Source organism: Mycobacterium sp. 1423905.2, from assembly GCF_001673155.1.
Classification (GTDB): domain Bacteria; phylum Actinomycetota; class Actinomycetes; order Mycobacteriales; family Mycobacteriaceae; genus Mycobacterium.
This window is the reverse complement of record NZ_LZLE01000263.1, coordinates 21,972-42,488: the sequence shown is the minus strand read 5'-3', so window position 1 is coordinate 42,488 and position 20,517 is coordinate 21,972. Positions and strand designations below refer to the sequence as shown.

Here is a 20,517-nt window from a genome sequence, read left to right as displayed (position 1 = left end):
GCTAGTCCGGCATCGCGGCCACGAGCTGCTCTGCCGTCAACGGCAACGACCGCACCCGTACCCCAAGCGCATCGCACACCGCGTTGCCGATCGCGGCCGCCGTCGGTCCCTGCGCGCACTCACCCACGCCCAACGGCGAATTGCCCTGCCCGGCAATGAATTCCACATCCACAGCAGGCACTTCGGAGAATCGCAGGATGGGGTAGGTCTCCCAGGTGGTGCTGGTGACGTCATACCGGTCGAAGCGCACCCGCTCCTTGAGCGTCCAGCTGGTGGCCTGGATGGCACCGCCCTCGATCTGGTTGGCCGCGCCGTCGGGATTGATGACCAATCCGGCGTCCACTGCGATCGCCAGCCGCCGCACCCGCACCTCGTTGACCGCCTCCACCTCGGCCACCACCGCGCAGTACGCCGAGGAATTCTTGTAGCGGGCGTAGCCGATGCCATGGCCGACCGCTTCGTGCGCGGTCCGCTGCCTCCAGCCGGCCCGGTCGGCCGCCGCCTGCAACACCGCCCGTCCTCGCGGATCCGACAGGTGCGCCAGGCGGAACTCCACGGGGTCGCGACCTGCCGCTAGGGCCAATTCGTCCAGCATCGACTCGATGGCGAAGACGTTGAGATGGGCGCCCAGCGAACGCAGCGCCGACGTGCGCAACGGCATCTCGGTCAGCAGGTGGTTGGTCACCCGGTAAGCCGGAAAGTCGTAGCCGGGAATGCCGTTGCGGCTGGAGCCGCCGCCGAAGTCGACCGGCGGTTCGCCGCCGGCCCGGATCGGCTCGCCGCCGGCCCGGTGGCTGGCCGTCAGCAGCGCGTTGGTCGGCGTGGTTCCCGGACGGCCCATGTAGCTGCCGCTGTAGATCTCGTGTCGCCAGGCCAGCACGCTGCCGTCCTCGGCGCAGTCGGCCTCGATTTCGACGACACCCGCCGGGCCGAGCGGGCTCCACGCCAATTCCTCGGCGCGCGACCACACCACCTGGACGGGCCTTCCGGGCACCGCATGCGCCAGCAACGCGGCGTCCAGCGCGACGTCGTCGGCGCCGTTGTGGCCGTAACAGCCCGCTCCCTCGACGTGCCGCACCACCACCCGGTCGACCGCCAGGCCCAGCGCCGCGGCCAACTCGTGGCGCAGCTGGTACACCCCTTGGCTGTGCGACCACACCTCCATCCGCCCGTCAGAGTGGGCGAGTGCGGCCGCGGCCGACGGCCCGATGGCGCCATGCGCCAGATACGGCCGGTGGTAGCGCGCCGAGTGCGACCGGGCGGGTGGGGGTCCCGTCGAGCCGCCTTGGTCGGCGATCACCCGGGTCTCGGCGCGCGCGGACAACAGAAACGCGGGTAGATCGTTCTCGTCGGGCAGGGTTGGGCGCTCGTCCCAGCTGGCGTCGCCGCGCAACCGGTCGGCGGCGCGCAGCGCCACCTCCTCGCGCTCGGCCACCACCGCCAAGAACTCACCGTCGCGCACCACGGCCACCACGCCCGGCAGGGCCTCGGCGGGTCCGGTGTCGACCGTGCGCAGCCGGGCCCCGCGCGACGGCGGGCGCACCACCCGGCCGTACAGCAGGCCGTTCCAGCTCAGGTCGTGCAGGTAGCGGGGCCGCCCGGTGAGCTTGTCCGGTAGATCCAGGCGCGCCAGATCGGTCCCGACGACCGCGTACTCCGACTCCGCCTTGGGCGCCACTGCGCCGCTGGCCTCCCGATCCAGCAACGCGTCGTCGGCGAGCTCCCAATAGCTGGTGGCCACCTGCTCCGGACCGGTGATCTCCCCGTCACACACGTCCAGCTCGTCGGGTGCCACGGCGAGCTTGGCGGCGGCGACTTCGAGGTAGATGGCCCGGGCTTCGGCGCACACCTGGCGCAGCGCCGCCCCGGAATGCTGGATCGACCGGCTGCCCGCGGTGAAGCCCTCGTCGGGGCTGCGATCGGTGGCCGCCGCGATCATCCGGACCCGCGAAACGTCGACGTCGAGTTCTTCCGCGGCGATCTGGGCCAGCGCCGTCAACACGCCCTGGCCCAATTCCACCTTTCCTGAGCGCACCTCCACGATGCCGTCCGACCGGATCCCCAACCACTGACTCAGCACCGGGTTGGCGGCCAGCGACGGCGACACGTCGCTAGCGGTCATCGCCAAATCCGTTCAGCTGGGCCGCGGCGCTCAGCACCGCCCGCACCACCCGGTTGTGTGACCCACAACGACAAAGGTTGGGATCCAACGCTTTTCGCACCTCCGCCTCGGTCGGATCGGAATTCTCGGCCAGCAGGGCCGCCGCGGCCACCACGATGCCCGACATGCAGTACCCGCATTGCGCCGCTTGACCGGCGATCAGGGCACGCGCCACCGGATGCGGCTGCTCAGCGGTGCCCAACCCTTCGACGGTGCGGATCGACTTGTCGGCCACCGACCACAGAGGCGTGTCGCAGGAGTAGATGGGCCGGCCGTCGGCGAGCACGAAACAGGCGCCGCACAGGCCCACCCCACAGCCGAACCGCGTCCCCTTCAGGTTCAGGTGATTGCGCAGCACATAGAGCAGCGGTGTGTCGTCTTCGGTGTGGACCTGGTGGCGCTGGCCGTTGACGGTCAGCGACCACACCGCCGCGGTGTTGTCCTCGCCCATGGACTCCAGCATCCTCGCCAGAACCGCTTAGGGCAGGATCGGCAGGTATGGATCAGGTTTGGGCAAACCGGGCGGCGAGCTCCGAAGCCGCTGTCACACAACGGCACCTGCAACGGCTCTGGGCGCTGCCAGGCACGCAGCTAGGTGTGGTGGCCTGGCCCTCCGAGCGCAAAGACCGACTGTTCGGCACCTGGCACTACTGGTGGCAGGCGCACCTGCTGGACTGCCTGCTCGATGCCCAGCTACGCGACCCGCAACCCGACCGACACGCCCGCATCGCGCGGCAGATCCGCTCGCACCGGCTACGCAACAACCTGCGCTGGGTCAACAACTACTACGACGACATGGCGTGGCTGGCGCTGGCGCTGGAACGCGCCGCCCGGGTGGCCGGCATACAGCGCCGTCGGGCGCTGCAGAAACTCGCCGATGAGTTCGTCAACGCGTGGGCGCCCCAAGACGGCGGTGGCATCCCGTGGCGCAAGGGCGGCGAACGGTTCTTCAACGCCCCCGCCAACGGCCCGGCCGGCATCTTCCTGGCCCGCTATGAGGGCGGGGTGCGCCGGGCCGACCAAATGAGCGACTGGATCGATGGCGCGCTGATCGACCCAGAGACTCATCTGGTGTTCGACGGCATCAAGGACGGCTCACTGGTGCGCGCCCAGTACACCTATTGCCAGGGCGTGGTGCTCGGCCTGGAGACCGAATTAGCCGTGCGCACCGGCGCCGAGGCCCGCGACCGGCACCGCGCACGCGTGCACCGCCTGGTGGCGGCGGTCAACCAGGAGATGGCGCCCAACGGTGTGCTCAAGAGCGCCGGGGGCGGCGACGGGGGTCTGTTCGCCGGGATCACTGCGCGCTATCTGGCGCTGGTGGCGACCACGCTGCCCGGTGACTCCGCCGACGACGCCGTCGCCCGCGACACCGCCCGCAACATCGTGTTGGCCTCGGCCAAGTCGGCGTGGGACAACCGGCAGACCGTGGCCGGCCTGCCGGTGTTCGGGGCGTTCTGGGATCGTGACGCCGAACTGCCCATCGCCGGTGGCCAGGCGGCCCAGTCCGTCGACGGCGCGGTCAGCAGCTCTGCGATCCCCGAGCGCGACCTGTCGGTGCAGCTTTCCGGCTGGATGCTGATGGAGGCCGCGCACAGGGCCGCCGAAGGCGTCTCACTCGGGTAGGGCGGCCTCGTCGGTGGGGCTGTCCTTCTTTGCCTTCCGCGACTTGAACCCGCGCCAGGCCGCGATCATCGCCGGCAGCAGCGAGACGAACAGGATGCCCAGGATGATCTTTTCCAAGTTCTGGTGCACGAAGGGCACGGTGCCCAAGAAGTAGCCGGCCAGCGTCGCACCCGCCCCCCAGGCGATTCCGCCGACGATGTCGAACGCCAGATAGACCGGGTAGCGCATGTAGGACACGCCGGCGATCACCGGGACGAAGGTCCGGACGAACGGGGCGAACCGGGCCAGGATGATGGCCTTGGGGCCGTGTTTTTCGAAGAATGCGTGCGACTCGGTGACGTAGTGCTGCTTGAAGAAGCGGGAGTCTTCCTTCTTGAACAGCGCGGGCCCGATGCGCCGGCCGATGAAGTAGCCGGTCTGGTCGCCGAGGATCGCGACGATGGCGACCGCCGGCGCCAGTACCCAGATGCTTGCGGGCGGATTGGGGTGCGCGGCCAGCAACCCGCCGGTGAACAGCAGCGATTCGCCCGGCAGTAGCGGGAACAGCAGTCCGGTCTCGATGAAGACGATGATCAGGATGCCGGGCAGCACCGCTGACCCGAAGACGCCGTTAGCGCCCAGCCAGTACATCGGGTCGAGGATGTCGCCCAGGGCCACCACCGCGGTGCTCATGAGGCATCAACATACCGGCGTTGCAATACTGAATGGGCCCAGTCGTGGAGGAGGAACGTTCATGCCCATCGCAACGCCCGAGGTTTACGCCGAGATGCTCGGACGTGCCAAGGAAAATGCCTACGCCTTCCCGGCCATCAACTGCACCTCCTCAGAGACCGTCAACGCCGCGATCAAGGGCTTCGCCGACGCCGGCAGCGACGGCATCATCCAGTTCTCCACCGGCGGCGCGGAGTTCGGCTCCGGGCTCGGGGTCAAGGACATGGTGACCGGCGCCGTCGCCCTGGCCGAATTCGCGCACGTCATCGCCGCCAAGTACCCGATCAACGTCGCGCTGCACACCGACCACTGCCCCAAGGACAAGCTGGACAGCTACGTGCGCCCGCTGCTGGCCATCTCCGCCGAACGGGTGAGCAAGGGCGCCAACCCGCTATTCCAGTCACACATGTGGGACGGCTCGGCGGTGCCGATCGACGAGAACCTGGAAATCGCGCAGGAACTGCTGAAGCAGGCCGCGGCCGCCAAGATCATCCTGGAGATCGAGATCGGCGTGGTCGGCGGCGAAGAGGACGGCGTCGCCAACGAGATCAACGACAAGCTGTACACCACCCCGGAGGACTTCGAGAAGACCATCGAGGCGCTCGGGCACGGCGAGCACGGCCACTATCTGCTGGCCGCGACGTTCGGCAACGTGCACGGTGTCTACAAGCCGGGCAACGTCAAACTGCGCCCCGACATCCTGGCCCAGGGGCAGAAGGTGGCCGCCGCGAAACTCGGGCTGGCCGAGGACGCCAAGCCGTTCGACTTCGTCTTCCACGGCGGCTCGGGCTCGGAGAAGTCCGAGATCGAGGAGGCGCTGCGCTATGGCGTGGTGAAGATGAACGTCGACACCGACACCCAGTACGCCTTCACCCGCCCCATCGTCGCCCACATGTTCACCAACTACGACGGCGTGCTCAAAGTGGACGGCGACGTCGGCTCCAAGAAGGTCTACGACCCGCGCAGCTACTTGAAGAAGGCCGAAGCCGGCATGACCGAGCGGGTCATCGAGGCTTGCAACGACTTACATTGCGCGGGAAAGACCCTCGGCTAACCGTCCGGATTGCGCTCAGTGTGCGGCTGGCCGCACACCCGGCGCCCAGCGTGCGGCTGGCCGCACACTCGGCGAAACGTTGACCCGCCGGGCTAGCTCGCCGGTGACTGGCAGATCTTCCACTGGTCGTCGCGGAACTGCAGGTCCAGGCTGCGGGTGGAGCGCAGCTGCGGGTCGTAAGCCATGAACGTGGTCACGTTGGCCTCGGCGTGCTGGCCGTTGACGATCACCTGGTCGATGGTGGCGATCACCGGATACTGCTTGGCCGCCGAAACCCGTTGATACGTCTCAGTCCAGGAGTGTTCGTCGTAGTCGACGTAGCCGTCGCGGGTGGTGCCGCACGTGATGGTGCGCAGCGCGGTCAGGTCGCCGCGCTGCACGGCGCCGTCGAAGCTCTGGATGACCTGCCGCACCTGGTCCTCCTGTGAGGCCTTGTTGTGCTTGCTGCGGGTCAGCAGAACGGTGCCCAGGATGGCGATCGCCGTCAGGGCCAGCACGATCACGACGATCGCCAGCACCCAACCCCACTTGTTCGGTTTGAACGACGCGGCTCTGCCACCGGCGCGTCCGGGGATCGATTGCGGGCCCGAGGGTTTGGGGGCCATTGACGGGGGAGCAGGCGGAGCGGGCGGTGACGGCGGCGTGACGGCGGGCGCCTGCTGCGTCTGGATCACTTCGGTGGCGGCCTCCGGCGCGGTCGCCATCACTTGGGTTTCTTTGGCGTCGAAGCCCGGGGCGGTGAAGCGGCGCTCGGGTTGCGCTTCGGCGTTCGCGGCCTCCGGTGTCGGTTGCGGATCGCGCTTGGCGATCACCACGGTTTCGGTCTCGGCGTCGCTGGCGATCAGCGGCTTTTCCCCGGTGCCTTCCTGGCCGGCCGGTTCGCCCGCGGCTTCGGTGCCGTCGCGGTCAGGCTCGCGTTCGTCTGGCATCAGTACAGCTGTCCTCCGGCTATCGAGTGGGTAGTTGGAGCTTAGCGACCCAACCCTCGCACAATGGAACTCATGACACCGATGGGTGACCTTTTGGGACCTGATCCGATTCTGCTCCCCGGAGACAGTGAAGCCGAGGCTGAATTGGCCGCTGGGGAGAACCCGGCCATCGTCGCCGCCGCGCATCCGTCGGCGTCGGTGGCCTGGGCGACGCTGGCCGAGGAGGCGATGGCCGACGACAAGGCCGTCACGGCGTATGCCTACGCCCGCACCGGATACCACCGCGGCTTGGACCAGTTGCGCCGCAACGGGTGGAAGGGTTTCGGCCCGGTGCCCTACTCGCACGAACCCAACCGTGGCTTCCTGCGCTGTGTGGCGGCGCTGGCGCGCGCCGCGGACGCGATCGGTGAGACCGACGAACTGCTGCGCTGCCAAGATCTCCTCGACGACTGCGACCCGCAGGCCCGTCCCGCGCTCGGGCTCTAGAACGCCCCGTCGCAGTTGCCGGCGTCCTCCGGGCACTCGACCTGCACGGTGGCGTGGTCCAGCCCGCGAGCATGCAGCACCGCGCGCGCTTCGTTGAGCACCCGGGCGGAATCGGCGTTGGTGCTCAGGTGGGCGGTGACCATGTCCTTGCCCGGCGACAAGGTCCACACGTGCAGATCGTGCACCTCGGTCACTCCCTCGACCCCGGCCAGCGCCCCCCGCAACTCGTCGACGTCGATATGCGCCGGTGACGCCTCGGACAGGATCCGCAACGCCGCTCGCGCCAGCGCGATCGCCCGCGGCAGCACCCAAAGGGCGACCAGGACTGCGACGACGACGTCGGCGTACGGCCAGTGCGTGGTGATGGTGACGATCCCGGCGATCAACACCCCGATGCTGCCGACCGTGTCGGCCACCACCTCCATGTAGGCGCCCTTGACCGCCAGGCTGTCACCGGAGTGCGAGCGCAGCAGCAGCGCCACGGCGAAGTTGGCGGCCACGCCGGCCAGCGCGACTACCACCATCGGTACGCCGGGTATGACGGGCGCTTCCCGGAGCCGGTCGATCGCCTCGTAGAGGATGAACGCCGCGACTCCGATCAGCAGAACCGCGTTAGCCACCGCGGTGAACACCTCGGCGCGGTGCCAGCCGTAGGTGCGAGCCGGGGAGGTGCTGCCGCGTTGGGCCAACACCACCGCGCCCAGGCCCATGAATACCGCGACGACGTCGGTGAGCATGTGTCCGGCGTCGGCGAGCAGCGCGATGGAGTTGATCAGCAGCGAGGTGGTCAATTCGACCACGAAGAAGGTCGCCAGAATCCCCGCGGCGGTCACCATCTTCGGGATCATCCGCGAGGCGTCCGCCTCCGCGGGTGTGTGGCTGTGTCCGGCACCCATGCCGAGTAATATATGCGGATCCGCGCATGTATTGCAATGGGTGGCTAGAACCAGACGTTCCAGAAGCGGGTGAGCGTGCTGCCCGCACCGGCCAGCCAGCGCGGGATGCCGGACAAGTCGAACAACCCGTACACGACGGCGAAGAGCCACCCGTTGAGCGCCGGCGCCAGAAAAAGGAACACCAAGAACAGCGGGGCGAACTGCTTGGCCGGCGCCACCGCGCGTTGGGTTGCCGGACTGAGATGCGGTTCCAGGGCGTCGTAGCCATCCAGACCGGGTATCGGCAGCAGGTTCAGCACTACCGCGGTCAACTGCAGGAAGCCGAGAAACACCACGGCCGACCAGAGCACCCCGTGGGCGCGGTCATAGCCCAGTCGGGCGGCGGTCAGCAGCACCACCGCCAACGCCAGGTTGGCCGCGGGCCCGGCGAGGCTGACCAGGGTCCGGCGCCGGGCGCTCATGAACCAGGTCCGCAGGTACACCGCGCCGCCGGGCAAGCCGATTCCGCCCAGGGCGATGAACAGCATCGGCATGCCCAGCGACAGCATGGGGTGGGTGTAGCGACGCGGGTCCAGGGTCAGATAACCGCGCAGCGCGGCGTCGTGGTCACCGAAGCGCCACGCGGTAACGGCATGGCCGAACTCGTGCAGGCACAGCGACACCAACCAGCCGGCGATGACGAAAACGAAGACCGCGGCATAAGACAGTGGGCGCACGCTGGAACCGACCTGCCACGCCACAATTCCGCCCAGGGCAGTCAGCCCTACCAGGCCCACGAAGATCGGGCTGGGTCGCACCGGTCGAAACTACCGGACCAGCAGCCAGCCCTCGATGTGGCGGTAGAACGTCGATCGTCGCACCGCGCGCCCGCCCGCGACCCCTTCTCGTACGACGGTGGCGCCGGTGGTGCCGAGTTGCGCGGCGCGACCGGGCACCCAGCGGCGCCACATTCGGCCGTCGACGGACGCGCGCAGGCCCGGTACGGCCGCCGTCGGTTCGATGCGCACCCCGGTCACCTCGCCATCGAACAACGTCGTGTCGTCCACGACCGCCTCACCGCGGATCACCTGGTCGCCGCCGGCCGGCCGCCACTGTGCCCGCCCGACGATCACCGCTCCGGTGTCGTCGCGGATCAGCGGCACCCGGCTGGCGGGCCGGCCTCGGACGCGCCGCGCCGCGCGCCGTCCGGTGGGCAACCGGTACACGCCGGTGGCGGCGGTGCGCCGGCGCGGTACATATGCCACTTCGACGTCGAGCCGGTCGGCGCGCAGCAACCGCGTCAGCACGGTCGCCAGGTCGGCGTCGTCGCCACCGACCACCACCAGCCGTTGACAGGTGCCCACGGCCGCGTCGACGTCGGCGGTGGCGGCCACCCGGTGCAGGGGCAGGCCGGCCAGCGGGCGAGGAACGTCGGCGCCGGCGAACAGCAAAACCGCCACGCTGGAGGAGCTCTCCACCGCTTTCCCGGCGCTTTTCATCAGTTCCTCGCAACCTGCTCGGTAGGGTAGGTCACCGGCTGGACCACAATAAGCGGGCAGATAACCCGCCAGAGCAGGGAGCAAGGCATGCCGGCAATCGTCCTCATCGGCGCCCAGTGGGGCGACGAGGGCAAGGGTAAAGCCACTGATCTGCTGGGTGGGCGGGTGCAATGGGTGGTTCGCTACCAAGGCGGCAACAATGCCGGTCACACCGTCGTGTTGCCCACCGGGGAGAACTTCGCGCTGCACCTGATCCCGTCGGGTGTGCTGACGCCCGGGGTGACCAACGTCATCGGCAACGGTGTGGTGGTCGACCCCGGCGTCCTGCTCGGCGAACTAAAGAGCCTGGAAGAGCGCGGCGTGGACACCTCCAGGCTCTTGCTGTCTGCCGATGCGCACCTGTTGATGCCCTACCACGTCGCCATCGACAAGGTCACTGAGCGCTACATGGGCAGCAAGAAGATCGGCACCACGGGCCGCGGCATTGGGCCGTGCTATCAGGACAAGGTCGCTCGCATGGGGATCCGGGTCGCCGACGTGCTCGACGCGGACCGGCTGGCGCGCAAGGTGGAGGCCGCGCTCGAGTTCAAGAACCAGGTGCTGGTCAAGATCTACAACCGTAAGGCGCTGGAACCGGCGCAAGTGGTCGAGCAGGTGCTCGAACAGGCCGCCGGTTTTCGCCATCGCATCGCCGACACCCGGCGGCTGCTCAACGACGCGCTGGACGCCGGTGAAACGGTGTTGCTGGAAGGCTCGCAGGGCACCCTGCTCGACGTCGACCACGGCACGTATCCGTATGTGACGTCGTCGAATCCGACGGCGGGCGGGGCGGCGGTGGGATCGGGCATCGGTCCGACCCGGATCAACACGGTGCTGGGAATTCTCAAGGCCTACACCACCCGCGTCGGTTCGGGCCCGTTCCCCACCGAGCTGTTCGACGAATACGGCGAGTACCTGTCCAAGACCGGCGGCGAATTCGGGGTGACCACCGGCCGGCGCCGGCGCTGCGGCTGGTTCGACGCGGTCATCGCGCGCTACGCAACCCGGGTCAACGGCATCACCGACTTCTTCCTGACCAAGTTGGACGTGTTGTCCAGCCTGGAGACCGTGCCGGTGTGCGTCGGCTACCGCATCGACGGATCGATCACCCACGACATGCCGATGACCCAGAGCGATCTGTGCCGCGCCGAACCGGTGTACGAAGAGCTGCCCGGCTGGTGGGAAGACATCTCCACCGCGCGCGAGTTCGACGACCTGCCCGCCAAGGCGCGCGATTACGTGCTGCGCCTGGAAGAGCTTGCCGGAGCCCACGTTTCGTGCATCGGTGTGGGTCCGGGACGGGATCAGACCATCGTGCGTCGGGACGTGCTGCAGGCTCGCCCGTGACGCATTATTCGTCGATTCGTCCCGAAGAGGTAGACCCCGATTACGAACACCACGGCGGCTTCCCGGAGTACGGGCCGGCCAATCCCGGCGACGGATTTCGCAGGTTCGTGACGACGATGCGCCGCCTGCAGGACCTGGCGGTGTCCGCCGACCCGGGCGACGACGTGTGGGACGAGGCCGCCGAGCGGGCCGCCGCGTTGGTCGACTTGCTCGGCCCGTTCCAGGCCGCCGAAGGACAGTCACCGGCGGGGCGCACCCCGGACCTGCCCGGCATGGGCAGCCTGCTGCTGCCGCCGTGGACGCTAACCCGCTACGAACCCGAGGGCGTCGAGATGACCGGCTCGTTCAGCCGGTTCCACGTCGGGGGCAACTCGGCGGTGCACGGCGGTGTGCTGCCGCTGCTGTTCGACCACATGTTCGGCATGGTGTCGCACGCCGCCTCGCGGCCGATCAGCCGCACGGCGTTCCTGCACGTCGATTACCGCAAGATCACCCCGATCGAGGTGCCGCTGCTCATCCGCGGTCGGGTCAGCCGGATCGAGGGACGCAAGGCATTCGTGTCCGCGGAATTGGTCGACGGCGACGAGACGCTGCTGGCCGAGGGCAACGGCCTGATGGTGCAGCTGCTGCCGGGGCAACCGTAGCTATTGGTTCGGGTTCGGCGGCACCACGATGATCGTCGCCCCGGGAATCGCGGCGAGCGTCGCGGCCAGGTTCGCCACCACGCCGGGCGGCAGGCCCTGCGGCAGACCGGGGAAGTGCGCCGCAGTGGCCGCGGCCGGGACCGCCGGAGCGTTAGCGGGTCGGGTGGCCGCCGCTGCGCCTCCCGCCGAGCCGGCGGTCGTCGGGGCGGCCGCAGCGGGGGTGGGCGAGGAGCCGCCGCCTCGGGCGGCCAGACCGGCCAGGCTGGTGCCGGCCAACCCAGCTGCCGCCATCCCGGTGTAGCCGCCGTCGGAACCGCCGGTCATGAACATCGGTGTGGTACCGGGGAACATCGCGGCCACCTGCCGCACCGCCGGCGGCACGAACCAGTTCTGCGGCACGGACAGCCCGCCGATGCTGTTCGAGTAGCCGGACAGCGCCGTGATCGGTGGCCGTTGCGGCGGGGTGATGAATCGACCGGTTCCGGGGTTGGCGTCATCGGCTCGGGAACCACCGGGAATGGAGATGTTGCCGCCGCCAGCCGCTCCGCTGTCGTCGATGTCGGCGCACCGACCGGCGTCGCTCTCGGCGACCGCGTCGTGGCGGTAGACCTCGATGAGCTGCGCGCCCTGCACGGCCGTGCTGACCGTCGCAACGACGACGGCGGAGGCCACCAGAACATCCAGATCCCCGATGGGCGTGGGGATCCCGATCGGCTCGGCCGGGAGCACTCCCGCGGCGGCGGGTGCGGCGGCCGCCGCGGCCGCCGCCTCGACTCCGGGGTCCGTCCCGGTGGTGGTGCCGGGCGGGGGAGTGAACGGCGTGAGCTCCGCCGCGGCCGCCGAGGTGCCGGCATAACTGTCCATCACCACGATGTCCTGAGCCCACATATCGACGTAGTCGGCCTCGCTGGTGGCGATCGCCGGCGTGTTCTGTCCGAAGATGTTGGTCTGGACCAGCGCCATCATCGTGCTGCGGTTGACGGCGATCTCGGCCGGCGGGACGGTCGCCGCGTAGGCCGACTCATAGGCGTTGGCCGCGGCCACGGCTTGAGCGGCGGCCTGTTCGGCCTGCGCGGCGGTCGCCGACATCCACGTCACATAAGGGGCTGCCGCGGCTGCCATCGACAGCGCCGACGATCCAGTCCATTCGTCGGCGGTGAGCCTGGCGATCACTTCGGCGTACGAAGCCGCGGTCGCGTGCAGTTCTCTGGCCAACCGGTACCACGCCGCCGCAGCTTGAATCAGCGGAGCCGAGCCGGGACCCGAATACAGCCGTGCGGAATTGATTTCCGGCGGTAGTGACGCGAAATCCATCAACATGGGTTGGCTCGCGCCTCCTCACCGAGAACTACACAGCAAGCTGCCAGCAGACTGACACAAAAACTCAAGAAAAGAGCGCAGACGCGGCTATCTCATAAAGAGGCTTCGCTGCTTTCCAGTGCGCGGCCCTATCCTTGATCGGCATGCAGACGAGCGAGAGGCTGAGCTGGTGACTGAGGGCTTGACCGAAGGACAAGACGAGCCCACTGGCACGACGGAGCAGTCCGCCCCTGCCCAGGACGACCAGACGACGGTCCTCAACGTTGCGCCCGCGGTCGCACATGCGCCGTCGGACGAGCCGGTGCAGGAGCCGGCTGACGAGCCGGTCCAGCCCGAAGCCGACCTGAGGCCGCGGGTGCTGCTGCTCGGTGCCGGCGAGCTCGCCCGCGAGCTCACCGTCGCGTTGCAGCGCCTCGGTGCCGAGGTGATCGCCGTCGACGAGTCCGCCGACGCCCCCGCGCACCGCGTGGCCGACCAGGTGCTGGTCGTTCCCCTCACCGACGCCGACGAGCTGGCCGGCGTATTCGGGCGGCTGCAGCCCGATTTCGTGGTGACGCTGACCGATGCCGTCTCGGTAGCAGCGTTGGATGCGCTCACCGCCCAGGAGGCCCAACAGGCCGATTCGCCGAGCGGAATCACCGAGCTGGTCCCCAGCGCCCAGTGTGTGCGCTTGACCGCCAACCGTGAAGGCCTGCGCAAACTGGCCGCCGACCAACTCGGTCTGCCCACCGCCCCGTTCTGGTTCGTGGGGTCACTCGGCGAGCTGCAGGCCGTCGCCGCCCACGCCGGCTTCCCGTTGCTGGTCAAGCCGGCCAACGGGGCCGGGCCGGGGCACTCGGTGGTGACCGGCCCCGAGGCGGTGGAGCGCGCTTGGCAGGACGCGGTCGCCGGCTACGGCGGGCAGGCGCAACCGCGGGTGTGGGCCGAAACAGTGGTCGAGGTCGAGGTGCTGGTCACGTTGATCGTGGTGTGCACCGACGGGCCGTCCGGTCCCGTCATCGACTTCTGTTCGCCCATCGGACATGCCGGCGCGGACGGCGGCGAACTGGAAGCCTGGCAGCCGCAGCCGATCAGCACCGCCGCCCTGGATGCGGCCAAGTCGATCGCCGCGCGCATCGTCAAGGCGTTGGGCGGTCGTGGCGTTTTCAGCGTCGAGTTGATGATCAACGGCGACGAGGTGTATTTCGCCGACGTCACGGCGTGGCCGCAGGAGACGGCGTGGGCGACGCTGCGCAGTCAACGACTTTCGGTGTTCGAGCTGCAGGCCCGAGCCGTCATGGGGTTGGCGGTGGACACCATGATGGTGTCGCCGGGCGCCGCCCGCACGGTCGGGATCGGAACCCACGGGGCGGTGCCGACCGCCGACGCGCTGACCGCCGCCCTGGCCGTCCCGGAAAGCGACGTGCGAGTGTTCGGCGCGCGCAGTCCTGCCGCCGGAACCGCCCGCGGGCTGGGCGTGGCACTGGCCACCGCACCCGAGGTGGAGGCCGCCCGCGACCGCGCCCGCGACGTCGCGGTTCGGCTGAATATGCGAGACTCGGACGGATAGCTACGCACGAGCTTGCGTTGAAGTCGTTCTACGCCAACGACTTCTGTCCTCCTGCGCGACTACACCGTCGCTCACGAAATCGCGACTGAACGTATGCGGCCGTTCAATGGGCACCGGCTGGCGCGAGGCGGGACCGGGACAGATTCCAGCACAAGCCGGTCACCACGCGCGAAAGATGCCGTGGCTGCTCCAATCAAGCCGCGAGGATTGCTTTGGCCACTTCGTCGGGGTGGGTGAGCATTCCGCTGTGCGTCCCGGGAATGACGATGGGTTCGACACCGAGCCGGGCGGCAAATTCGGGCCCCGTATGCGGCATCGCCTGATCGCTGTCGCTGGTGACGTAGGCGGTAGGAATAGCGAGACTCGCGGCATCAATGTCAAGAGCGCCAAGGAAATAACCGCCGGGCTGTGAGGTCATTAGATCGGCCACCAACCGCTGCAACTCCGGGACAACACCTTGCATCAACAGCTGCTCGACGTATTCCAGGCTCGGGGCGATGGCGCCGAAAGGCGATCCGTCGATCAACCGCAGCATCAACTCGCGTGTGTCTGGTGGGGTCTCATCAACGAGGGACCTGCCGCGAACCGGCACGAATGCGTTGTAGTAAATGATCTTGGTGACCCGGTCGCCGAGGAGGTGACCGGCGCCAGTGGCGGGATAGCCGCCCCAGCTGTGCGCGACGAGGATCACGTTGTCGAGTTCACGCCGGCGCACCTCGTCGACGATGTAAGCGACCGCGTCCTTGAGCTTGTAACCAGACGGATCATCACCGTCGCCCAGACCGGGCAGGGTCAAGGTGATAGCCCGATGGCTCGCCGCGCGAAGCCGATTGGCAACCGGCCGCCAGCACCAGGCCCCATGCCAGCCGCCTGGAATCAGCACATACGTCAACGGTCGAACGTTCGGCCTTGTCCGGGTATGGCGTGACTTCACAGTCGTTACGATGGGCGCATTCTGAGCGTCCGAACGCATGACATCGCTTGTGTTCGTTCGCTCAACTTCAGGTGTCGAAACACCGCCGACCTCATGGCCCGCGCCCAGCAATAAACCCCGCATCGCTTTAGCGGGGGAAGACGCCCGTTGGTCCAATGACGTTGTCTCCGAAGTGTTCATCCACCCTCCTCATTCTGGTTGACAAGAAATGCGGACGCGCCCGCTGTCAGGACGTAGGCAGTCGTCGGGCCAGTATCGCTTCCCCCGAAATGACTGCCGTGTAGCCGAATTCAGGCACGCAAAGTTCTCCATCAGGTTCGATTTCGTCGCTAGCGATGGGTGAGGGTTACCAGACCATCGCGACGGCGGCTGCCACTAGCAAGACAGTCACGAGGCCATGGAGGACAAGTTGTCGCAGTACGGTGTTCGGGACAACCGGATCCGATCCGGTGGACTGCGAGTAATCCGGCACCACATACTGGTTACGGCTTGTGCCGACTTCTATTCTTGCGGATAGCTTTATGGTCATTCCTCGTTTACCGATCCAGTCGGTATAAAGTCGCGTCACCAAAAACTTTTCGGCAAAGGATTGACGCTCCCAGCGGCTTCACGCACATCTGCGGGTCAGAATCATCTCAGCGAGTAGCGGACCGGCAGGTGTTTAAGACCACCAACGAGTGTCGTCGCGGACAACTCGGGCTTGCCCGCGAGCTCAATCGATTCCAGCCTGGGCAGCAGTTCGCGGTAGAGACTGCTGATCTCCATCCGTGCTAATCCCGCACCTAGGCAGAAGTGCACGCCGTGCCCGAAGGCTAGGTGCTTGTTGGGATTACGGCGGATGTCGAAGTCAAACGGATCGTCGAAAACCTCCTCGTCGCGGTTTCCGGACACGTATGCCAGATAAACCGACTCTCCTTTAGCGATGTCGACCCCTCGAACCGTGGTGTCAGCGGTTGCGGTGCGCATAAATTCCTTAACCGGGGTGGTCCACCGGATCATCTCTTCGACCGCCGTGGGCATCAGCGTGAGGTCTTGCTTCAATCGCGCTAGCTCACCGGGGTTTTCGATGAGCGCGCGCAGTCCGCCGGAGATGGCGTCCTTGGTGGTGTCATGGCCGGCGCTTGCGATGATCACGTAGTAGGACGCGGTGTCCACGTCCGAGAGCGGCTCACCGTCGATGCGCCCGTTCGCGATGGCAGAGGCGATGTCGCCGGTGGGCTTTCGGCGGCGCGACCCGGTCAGTGTGGCGAAGTAGTTGAGGAAGTCCTGCATTACCGCGAGCACGGCCTGGGGTTCTTGACTTCGCTGGTATTCGGCGTCATCGCGGCCGAACATCTCCTGGGTCAGTGTCTGCATCCGAGGGAAGTCCGATTCGGGAAGGCCCAGCAAGGACAAGATGACGTACAGCGGAAAGTCGGCTGCGATGTCGGTGACGAAGTCGCACTCAGGTCCGATCTCGCGCATCTTGTCGACATAGCGCTTGGCCAGCCGGTCCACCTGCTCCTTTAGGTTGCGCATGGCCGTGGGACGGAACCAGTTCGCGCCGATCGCGCGCACCTTGCGGTGGTATAGGTCGTCCATCTGGACCAGGGTGCGCATGCCGGTCCCGGCGTCTTGCTGTGCCTTGCGCAAATCGTCGGCATCGGCGGGTGTGAGCACCGGGCGGGGCGCGCTGATGAACAGGTCGTTCTCACGCTCGATCGCCAGAATGTCTGCATGCTTGGTGATCGCCCAGAAGGGCCGATACGGCGGATGGTCCACCCACGCAACCGGATGGTGCGCCCGCAGCTGCCGAAGCCCTGTGTGCAACCGCTCGTCGTCGGCGTACGCCGATGGGTCGGCCAATACTTTAGTGGCATCATGCATTGCGGGTGCGTTCATATGAATTCCTCACTCTGGGTTGTCAACTCGATAGTTGAAGGCTGAATGGGCCGCCGGCGACGCGGCCTTCGTCGCTCCGACGCATCCTCAGAGCCCGATCGGCTCGAGGCGGCTAAGGATCTCTTCGCGCCGTGCCGCGAACTGCTCCGGCAGCTGGAATCGCTTGCCCAGCTCTTGCGGCGACTCGTCACAGTCCCAGCCGCCCTCGTTATGTGTTACGGCCAGTTCGAAGAGGGCGCCGCCGGGTGACCTGACGTAGACCGACTTGAAGTACTTGCGGTCCCGGAGTTCGGACAAATCTGTGTAGCCTGCACCTTCGATCTCTAATTTCAGCGCGCTCTGATTCTCGAGAGTGTCGGCGTTCCAGGCGAAGTGGTGGATGGTCCCGGCGCCATAGGTCCATGTGCCCGGCTCATCCGTGCGGTTGACAACAAGCTCGACCGCGCCACCGAGGCCGGCCTTGCCGGCCTTCAATGCAAACCGGTCACCTCCGGTCAAGCCCTCGTGAGCACCGAGGTGATTGGCGGCGAACTCGACGGCGGTGTCCGGCCCTGTCACGTGCACGCCCACGCCGTAAATCCCGTGAATGGCGTACTCCTCGGGCACACCGTTTCCGCTGTAACCACGACGAGGGTCGTCGACGACCTCGACCAGCTGGTACTCGATCCCGCACGGGTGCCGGAACAGCACGCGGCGGCGATCGAACACGGTCGCGTTCCGGACGTCCGCGGCGCGCTCCTGCAACCGGGAGGACCAGTAGTTCAGCGAACCCGCAGGAACGGCGAGCAATACCTCACGTGTCTGGTTGGTACCACGTCGCCCGCAGATCCCGGCCTGACCAAACGGGAACGTGGTGAGCACCGCGCTTGGGTCGCCGTGGGCGTTGCTGTAATACAGGTGATAGATCGGGATCGTCCCGTCAAACAACACCGTGCGTTTGATCAGCCGCAGCCCGAGCACCTTGACGTGAAAGTCAACGTCTTCCTGGGCTCCGTTCACCGACATGGTGATGTGGTGACTATCGATGATGTACGACATTCGATCTCTTCCTCTAACTGACGCTGGGAAGCGGAATGGCGGTGAACACCGCATCGGGGTCGTAGTGCTTCTTGGCGGCGATGAGTCGTGCCGCGAAGCCCCCATAGGCGTTTGCGATCTGCTCGTGGTCGTCAGGGCCGAGTAGATTGGCGTAGCCGCCGGGCAGCGCCTGCGGCGCAAGCGCGTCCGATAGGGTCTGTGCCCAAACACGGTGAGTGGCGCCGTCCCCGGCCTCCCAGCAGGCACCGATTTCGGCGACGAAATGTGGGCGGCGGTTCGCGAACGCGGTCTGGCCCGGGGCGACGCGAGTCGATGCACCGTGACAGTGGTGGATGGCGAAGAGGCTGCGTGGCGAGGTCAGCGTCCGCGCGGCCTCGACCAGCGCATCGATGACCTCGGGCGTGTACCCCGCGAGCGAGCGGGTGCGAAACGCCCAGCGCATTCCGCGAGCACACGCCGAGTCGAACAGACTCAGCACCTCGCGGTAGGCCATCGGCGCGACTTGTGTTGTCACTGGCGTGCCGAGCGTTGTGAGCAGATCGACGGCTGCGAGGCCGCAACCAAGATCGCCGCTCCAGGCCGGCTGAAGGTAAACCATTGGATTGCCGTCCGAGTCGGACATCAACCCGCTTTGCACGGTCAGCGCGTCAGGCGCTGTCGACAACAGCTCACCCAGCCCACGCCACACCGCCGCGGCCTGTGACGACGGAAACATGATCATCCCGCCGATCAACCAGTCCAGTGGATGCAACCGCACCCGCATCGAGGTGACCACGCCGAAGTTGCCACCGCCACCGCGCAGTGCCCAGAACAACTCGGGCTCGTTAGTCGCGTCGGTTGTCACGATTCGGCCATCCGCCAGGACAACCTCGGCGCCGAGCAGATTGTCCAAGGCAAGCCCGAACCGTCCGTTGAGCGGTCCGTAGCCCCCGCCGAGTGTCAGGCCGGTCATACCAACCCCGCCGCAGTTGCCGGTGGCGGCAACCAGGCCGTATGGAGCGACCGCGTCGATCAAGGCAGCCGCTGTGACGCCCCCACCGACTGTTGCGACCCGCGCCGTGGTATCCACTGTGACACTTCGCATTCCGGACATGTCGATCACCAGACCGCCGTCGCACACAGCGCGACCCGCCCAGTCGTGGCCGCCGCCGAGCACCGAGAGCCGCATCCCCCGGTCACGCGCCACACGGATGGCTACCTGTACATCGCGCGGTGATTCGGCCCGAATGATCAATGCGGGACGATGTTGCGCAGCCGCATTCCAGATCAATGGTGCACCGGTGGGCATACGCACCTGGCCGGCTTTAATCCGGCTCGCCAGATCGTTGGCGGCCGCGGTTATCACATCGGTTGTGCTCATCTGTCTCCTCCCGGTTGACGACGACCTCCAGCAAAAACAGCCGCACGACGCGACGCTTCGAGCGCGCCGCAAATGCCGCGCTCGGTCTTCAGCACTCGTTCACCCGTACCGCCATACGCTTCGACTTGTTTCAGATAGTCGGGCGCGGGTTGAATGACGTTGTCGACAAAGCCTTGTTCGCTGATCGCGGCGATATGTGGGTAGCGCTCCCGCTGCGGCGTGCTCAGGGCCATCGACGCGTTTTGAACCCCCAGTGATGTCGGAATCAAGGAAATCTGGGCACGACCGGTGTAGTAGCCTATTGCCGGTCTTACTGCCAAACATTCACGGCCACAACGGAAGTACCGTTGCTTCGTGCCACTGGCGCGCCACGTAAGCGCTTCCCATACCCGCGCCATCACGGGGATGGGCAACGTGAAAATGCACTCCGCCTGTTGGAATTCCAAGTGCGACAGCAATGCTTCCGCGCCATTCTTCGCAGAATTTGTGTCTGTCACGCCTATGACGTTAAGAAGCCGAGGGGCAAGCGGCCAATCTGTGCTCACTGAGTGGGTCTTCGTGCTGAGACCAAATCGCGGTGCGGTGGCGGCACAGGCGTTTTCAGTATCCAGGACAAGCGCACACGCCCGGGCACTTCGGTGATCCGATCAGACCCCGAACCGCTCGCACTGCTTCGAACGCAATGAAAGACGTTCAGATTTAACGGTATTCGATGCACACAGGCCAGCGCCGAATCGGCCAGCAGCCTCGGCGGACGAGATCCCTCGACCCCTGTGCAGGTGAAGTTCGACTGCACCGAAATCACGGCGCAGCGCCATCGCTTCGTCGCGCGGCCCACCCTCTACGGCGTCACGAGTCCCTTAGCTTCCAGAAGTAGGTCAGCCGCTCACTCACCGGTCATGATCGTGGGCGGGTTAGCGTCGCCGCTGGTAATCGCGGGCATGATCGAGGCGTCCGCGACCCGCAGACCCTCGATGCCACGCACGCGTAGGTCAGGCCCGCAACGGCATTCGGATCATAAAGAAGATGCGCGTGCTCAGGCTGGGCGTCGAAATGCACCAGGC

Annotated in this window: 19 protein-coding genes and 1 pseudogene; 6 read left to right on the top strand and 14 right to left on the bottom strand. The window is 67.0% G+C overall.

Going from position 1 to position 20,517, the window contains the following annotated elements; translation table 11 throughout:
* Position 1: 1 nt before the first annotated feature.
* The gene (locus A9W95_RS17535; RefSeq protein WP_067415407.1) at positions 2-2,122 is read right to left on the bottom strand and encodes a molybdopterin cofactor-binding domain-containing protein; all 2,121 of its coding nucleotides are present in this window, start codon (positions 2,120-2,122) and stop codon (positions 2-4) included.
* A complete protein-coding gene (locus tag A9W95_RS17530) occupies positions 2,112-2,624 on the bottom strand; it encodes a (2Fe-2S)-binding protein (RefSeq protein WP_216638180.1) in 513 nt (170 codons plus the stop codon). The genes A9W95_RS17535 and A9W95_RS17530 overlap by 11 nt, the downstream gene beginning before the upstream one ends.
* Positions 2,625-2,659: 35 nt before the next feature.
* Here A9W95_RS17530 and A9W95_RS17525 point away from each other — a divergent pair, with 35 nt between their 5' ends.
* The gene (locus A9W95_RS17525) at positions 2,660-3,787 is read left to right on the top strand and encodes a glycoside hydrolase family 76 protein (RefSeq protein ID WP_067415405.1); all 1,128 of its coding nucleotides are present in this window, start codon (positions 2,660-2,662) and stop codon (positions 3,785-3,787) included.
* Here the strand turns inward: A9W95_RS17525 and A9W95_RS17520 are convergent.
* Entirely contained in the window at positions 3,776-4,459 is a 684-nt protein-coding gene (locus A9W95_RS17520; protein WP_067415403.1) for a VTT domain-containing protein, read from the bottom strand. The genes A9W95_RS17525 and A9W95_RS17520 overlap by 12 nt on opposite strands.
* A 61-nt stretch (positions 4,460-4,520) precedes the next feature.
* Between A9W95_RS17520 and fbaA the strand changes: the two genes are divergently transcribed.
* Positions 4,521-5,552: a class II fructose-bisphosphate aldolase gene (fbaA, locus tag A9W95_RS17515; RefSeq protein WP_067415401.1), complete on the top strand. Its 1,032-nt coding sequence runs from the start codon at positions 4,521-4,523 to the stop codon at positions 5,550-5,552.
* Positions 5,553-5,644: 92 nt separating this feature from the next.
* Here fbaA and A9W95_RS17510 read toward each other — a convergent pair whose 3' ends face one another.
* A complete protein-coding gene (locus tag A9W95_RS17510; RefSeq protein WP_067415398.1) occupies positions 5,645-6,481 on the bottom strand; it encodes a hypothetical protein in 837 nt (278 codons plus the stop codon).
* Between the two features lie 72 nt (positions 6,482-6,553).
* Here A9W95_RS17510 and A9W95_RS17505 point away from each other — a divergent pair, with 72 nt between their 5' ends.
* A complete protein-coding gene (locus tag A9W95_RS17505) occupies positions 6,554-6,967 on the top strand; it encodes a DUF3151 domain-containing protein (RefSeq protein WP_067415431.1) in 414 nt (137 codons plus the stop codon).
* On the opposite strand, the gene A9W95_RS17500 is transcribed toward A9W95_RS17505, so the two are convergent.
* Genes A9W95_RS17500 through A9W95_RS17490 form a run of 3 tightly spaced genes read right to left on the bottom strand, consistent with a single transcriptional unit; the run spans position 6,964 to position 9,341 of the window.
* A complete protein-coding gene (locus tag A9W95_RS17500; RefSeq protein ID WP_067415395.1) occupies positions 6,964-7,863 on the bottom strand; it encodes a cation diffusion facilitator family transporter in 900 nt (299 codons plus the stop codon). The two genes, A9W95_RS17505 and A9W95_RS17500, sit on opposite strands and share 4 nt — an antisense overlap.
* A 44-nt stretch (positions 7,864-7,907) precedes the next feature.
* On the bottom strand, positions 7,908-8,660 hold the full coding sequence (locus A9W95_RS17495) for a site-2 protease family protein (RefSeq protein WP_067415391.1): 753 nt from the start codon (positions 8,658-8,660) through the stop codon (positions 7,908-7,910).
* A gap of 9 nt (positions 8,661-8,669) precedes the next feature.
* Entirely contained in the window at positions 8,670-9,341 is a 672-nt protein-coding gene (locus A9W95_RS17490; RefSeq protein WP_067415389.1) for a peptidase M50, read from the bottom strand.
* Positions 9,342-9,428: 87 nt separating this feature from the next.
* On the opposite strand from A9W95_RS17490, the gene A9W95_RS17485 reads away from it, so the two are divergent.
* A complete protein-coding gene (locus A9W95_RS17485) occupies positions 9,429-10,727 on the top strand; it encodes an adenylosuccinate synthase (protein ID WP_067415387.1) in 1,299 nt (432 codons plus the stop codon).
* On the top strand, positions 10,724-11,371 hold the full coding sequence (locus A9W95_RS17480) for a PaaI family thioesterase (protein ID WP_067415385.1): 648 nt from the start codon (positions 10,724-10,726) through the stop codon (positions 11,369-11,371). The genes A9W95_RS17485 and A9W95_RS17480 overlap by 4 nt, the downstream gene beginning before the upstream one ends.
* On the opposite strand, the gene A9W95_RS17475 is transcribed toward A9W95_RS17480, so the two are convergent.
* The gene (locus tag A9W95_RS17475) at positions 11,372-12,685 is read right to left on the bottom strand and encodes a PPE family protein (RefSeq protein ID WP_067415429.1); all 1,314 of its coding nucleotides are present in this window, start codon (positions 12,683-12,685) and stop codon (positions 11,372-11,374) included.
* A 307-nt stretch (positions 12,686-12,992) separates the two neighbouring features.
* On the opposite strand from A9W95_RS17475, the gene purT reads away from it, so the two are divergent.
* Positions 12,993-14,240, top strand: coding sequence for a formate-dependent phosphoribosylglycinamide formyltransferase (gene purT / locus A9W95_RS17470; RefSeq protein WP_253851691.1), 1,248 nt, complete (start codon positions 12,993-12,995; stop codon positions 14,238-14,240).
* Between the two features lie 193 nt (positions 14,241-14,433).
* Here the strand turns inward: purT and A9W95_RS17465 are convergent, their stop codons facing one another.
* From A9W95_RS17465 to A9W95_RS26425, 6 genes and pseudogenes are all read right to left on the bottom strand, one after another.
* A complete protein-coding gene (locus A9W95_RS17465) occupies positions 14,434-15,354 on the bottom strand; it encodes an alpha/beta fold hydrolase (RefSeq protein ID WP_253851690.1) in 921 nt (306 codons plus the stop codon).
* A 450-nt stretch (positions 15,355-15,804) separates the two neighbouring features.
* Positions 15,805-17,055: a cytochrome P450 gene (locus A9W95_RS17460; RefSeq protein WP_067415377.1), complete on the bottom strand. Its 1,251-nt coding sequence runs from the start codon at positions 17,053-17,055 to the stop codon at positions 15,805-15,807.
* Positions 17,056-17,142: 87 nt separating this feature from the next.
* Positions 17,143-18,093, bottom strand: coding sequence for a VOC family protein (locus tag A9W95_RS17455; protein WP_067415367.1), 951 nt, complete (start codon positions 18,091-18,093; stop codon positions 17,143-17,145).
* Positions 18,094-18,106: 13 nt separating this feature from the next.
* Positions 18,107-19,453: an FAD-binding oxidoreductase gene (locus A9W95_RS17450; protein WP_067415360.1), complete on the bottom strand. Its 1,347-nt coding sequence runs from the start codon at positions 19,451-19,453 to the stop codon at positions 18,107-18,109.
* The gene (locus tag A9W95_RS26940; RefSeq protein ID WP_156746256.1) at positions 19,450-19,950 is read right to left on the bottom strand and encodes a hypothetical protein; all 501 of its coding nucleotides are present in this window, start codon (positions 19,948-19,950) and stop codon (positions 19,450-19,452) included. Before A9W95_RS26940 ends, A9W95_RS17450 begins: the two co-directional genes overlap by 4 nt.
* Before the next feature lie 389 nt (positions 19,951-20,339).
* Positions 20,340-20,450, bottom strand: a pseudogene (locus tag A9W95_RS26425) (GMC oxidoreductase); the annotation flags it as partial.
* Positions 20,451-20,517 lie beyond the last annotated feature (67 nt).

Excerpts from the sequence above, each read along its gene's own strand:
- A9W95_RS17535 (WP_067415407.1), bottom strand. The coding sequence starts at position 2,122 with ATGACCGCTAGCGACGTGTCGCCGTCGCTGGCCGCCAACCCGGTGCTG.
- A9W95_RS17530 (WP_216638180.1), bottom strand. The coding sequence starts at position 2,624 with ATGCTGGAGTCCATGGGCGAGGACAACACCGCGGCGGTGTGGTCGCTG.
- A9W95_RS17525 (WP_067415405.1), top strand. The coding sequence starts at position 2,660 with ATGGATCAGGTTTGGGCAAACCGGGCGGCGAGCTCCGAAGCCGCTGTC.
- A9W95_RS17520 (WP_067415403.1), bottom strand. The coding sequence starts at position 4,459 with ATGAGCACCGCGGTGGTGGCCCTGGGCGACATCCTCGACCCGATGTAC.
- fbaA (WP_067415401.1), top strand. The coding sequence starts at position 4,521 with ATGCCCATCGCAACGCCCGAGGTTTACGCCGAGATGCTCGGACGTGCC.
- A9W95_RS17510 (WP_067415398.1), bottom strand. The coding sequence starts at position 6,481 with ATGCCAGACGAACGCGAGCCTGACCGCGACGGCACCGAAGCCGCGGGC.
- A9W95_RS17505 (WP_067415431.1), top strand. The coding sequence starts at position 6,554 with ATGACACCGATGGGTGACCTTTTGGGACCTGATCCGATTCTGCTCCCC.
- A9W95_RS17500 (WP_067415395.1), bottom strand. The coding sequence starts at position 7,863 with ATGGGTGCCGGACACAGCCACACACCCGCGGAGGCGGACGCCTCGCGG.
- A9W95_RS17490 (WP_067415389.1), bottom strand. The coding sequence starts at position 9,341 with ATGAAAAGCGCCGGGAAAGCGGTGGAGAGCTCCTCCAGCGTGGCGGTT.
- A9W95_RS17485 (WP_067415387.1), top strand. The coding sequence starts at position 9,429 with ATGCCGGCAATCGTCCTCATCGGCGCCCAGTGGGGCGACGAGGGCAAG.
- A9W95_RS17475 (WP_067415429.1), bottom strand. The coding sequence starts at position 12,685 with ATGGATTTCGCGTCACTACCGCCGGAAATCAATTCCGCACGGCTGTAT.
- A9W95_RS17465 (WP_253851690.1), bottom strand. The coding sequence starts at position 15,354 with ATGAACACTTCGGAGACAACGTCATTGGACCAACGGGCGTCTTCCCCC.
- A9W95_RS17460 (WP_067415377.1), bottom strand. The coding sequence starts at position 17,055 with ATGAACGCACCCGCAATGCATGATGCCACTAAAGTATTGGCCGACCCA.
- A9W95_RS17455 (WP_067415367.1), bottom strand. The coding sequence starts at position 18,093 with ATGTCGTACATCATCGATAGTCACCACATCACCATGTCGGTGAACGGA.
- A9W95_RS17450 (WP_067415360.1), bottom strand. The coding sequence starts at position 19,453 with ATGAGCACAACCGATGTGATAACCGCGGCCGCCAACGATCTGGCGAGC.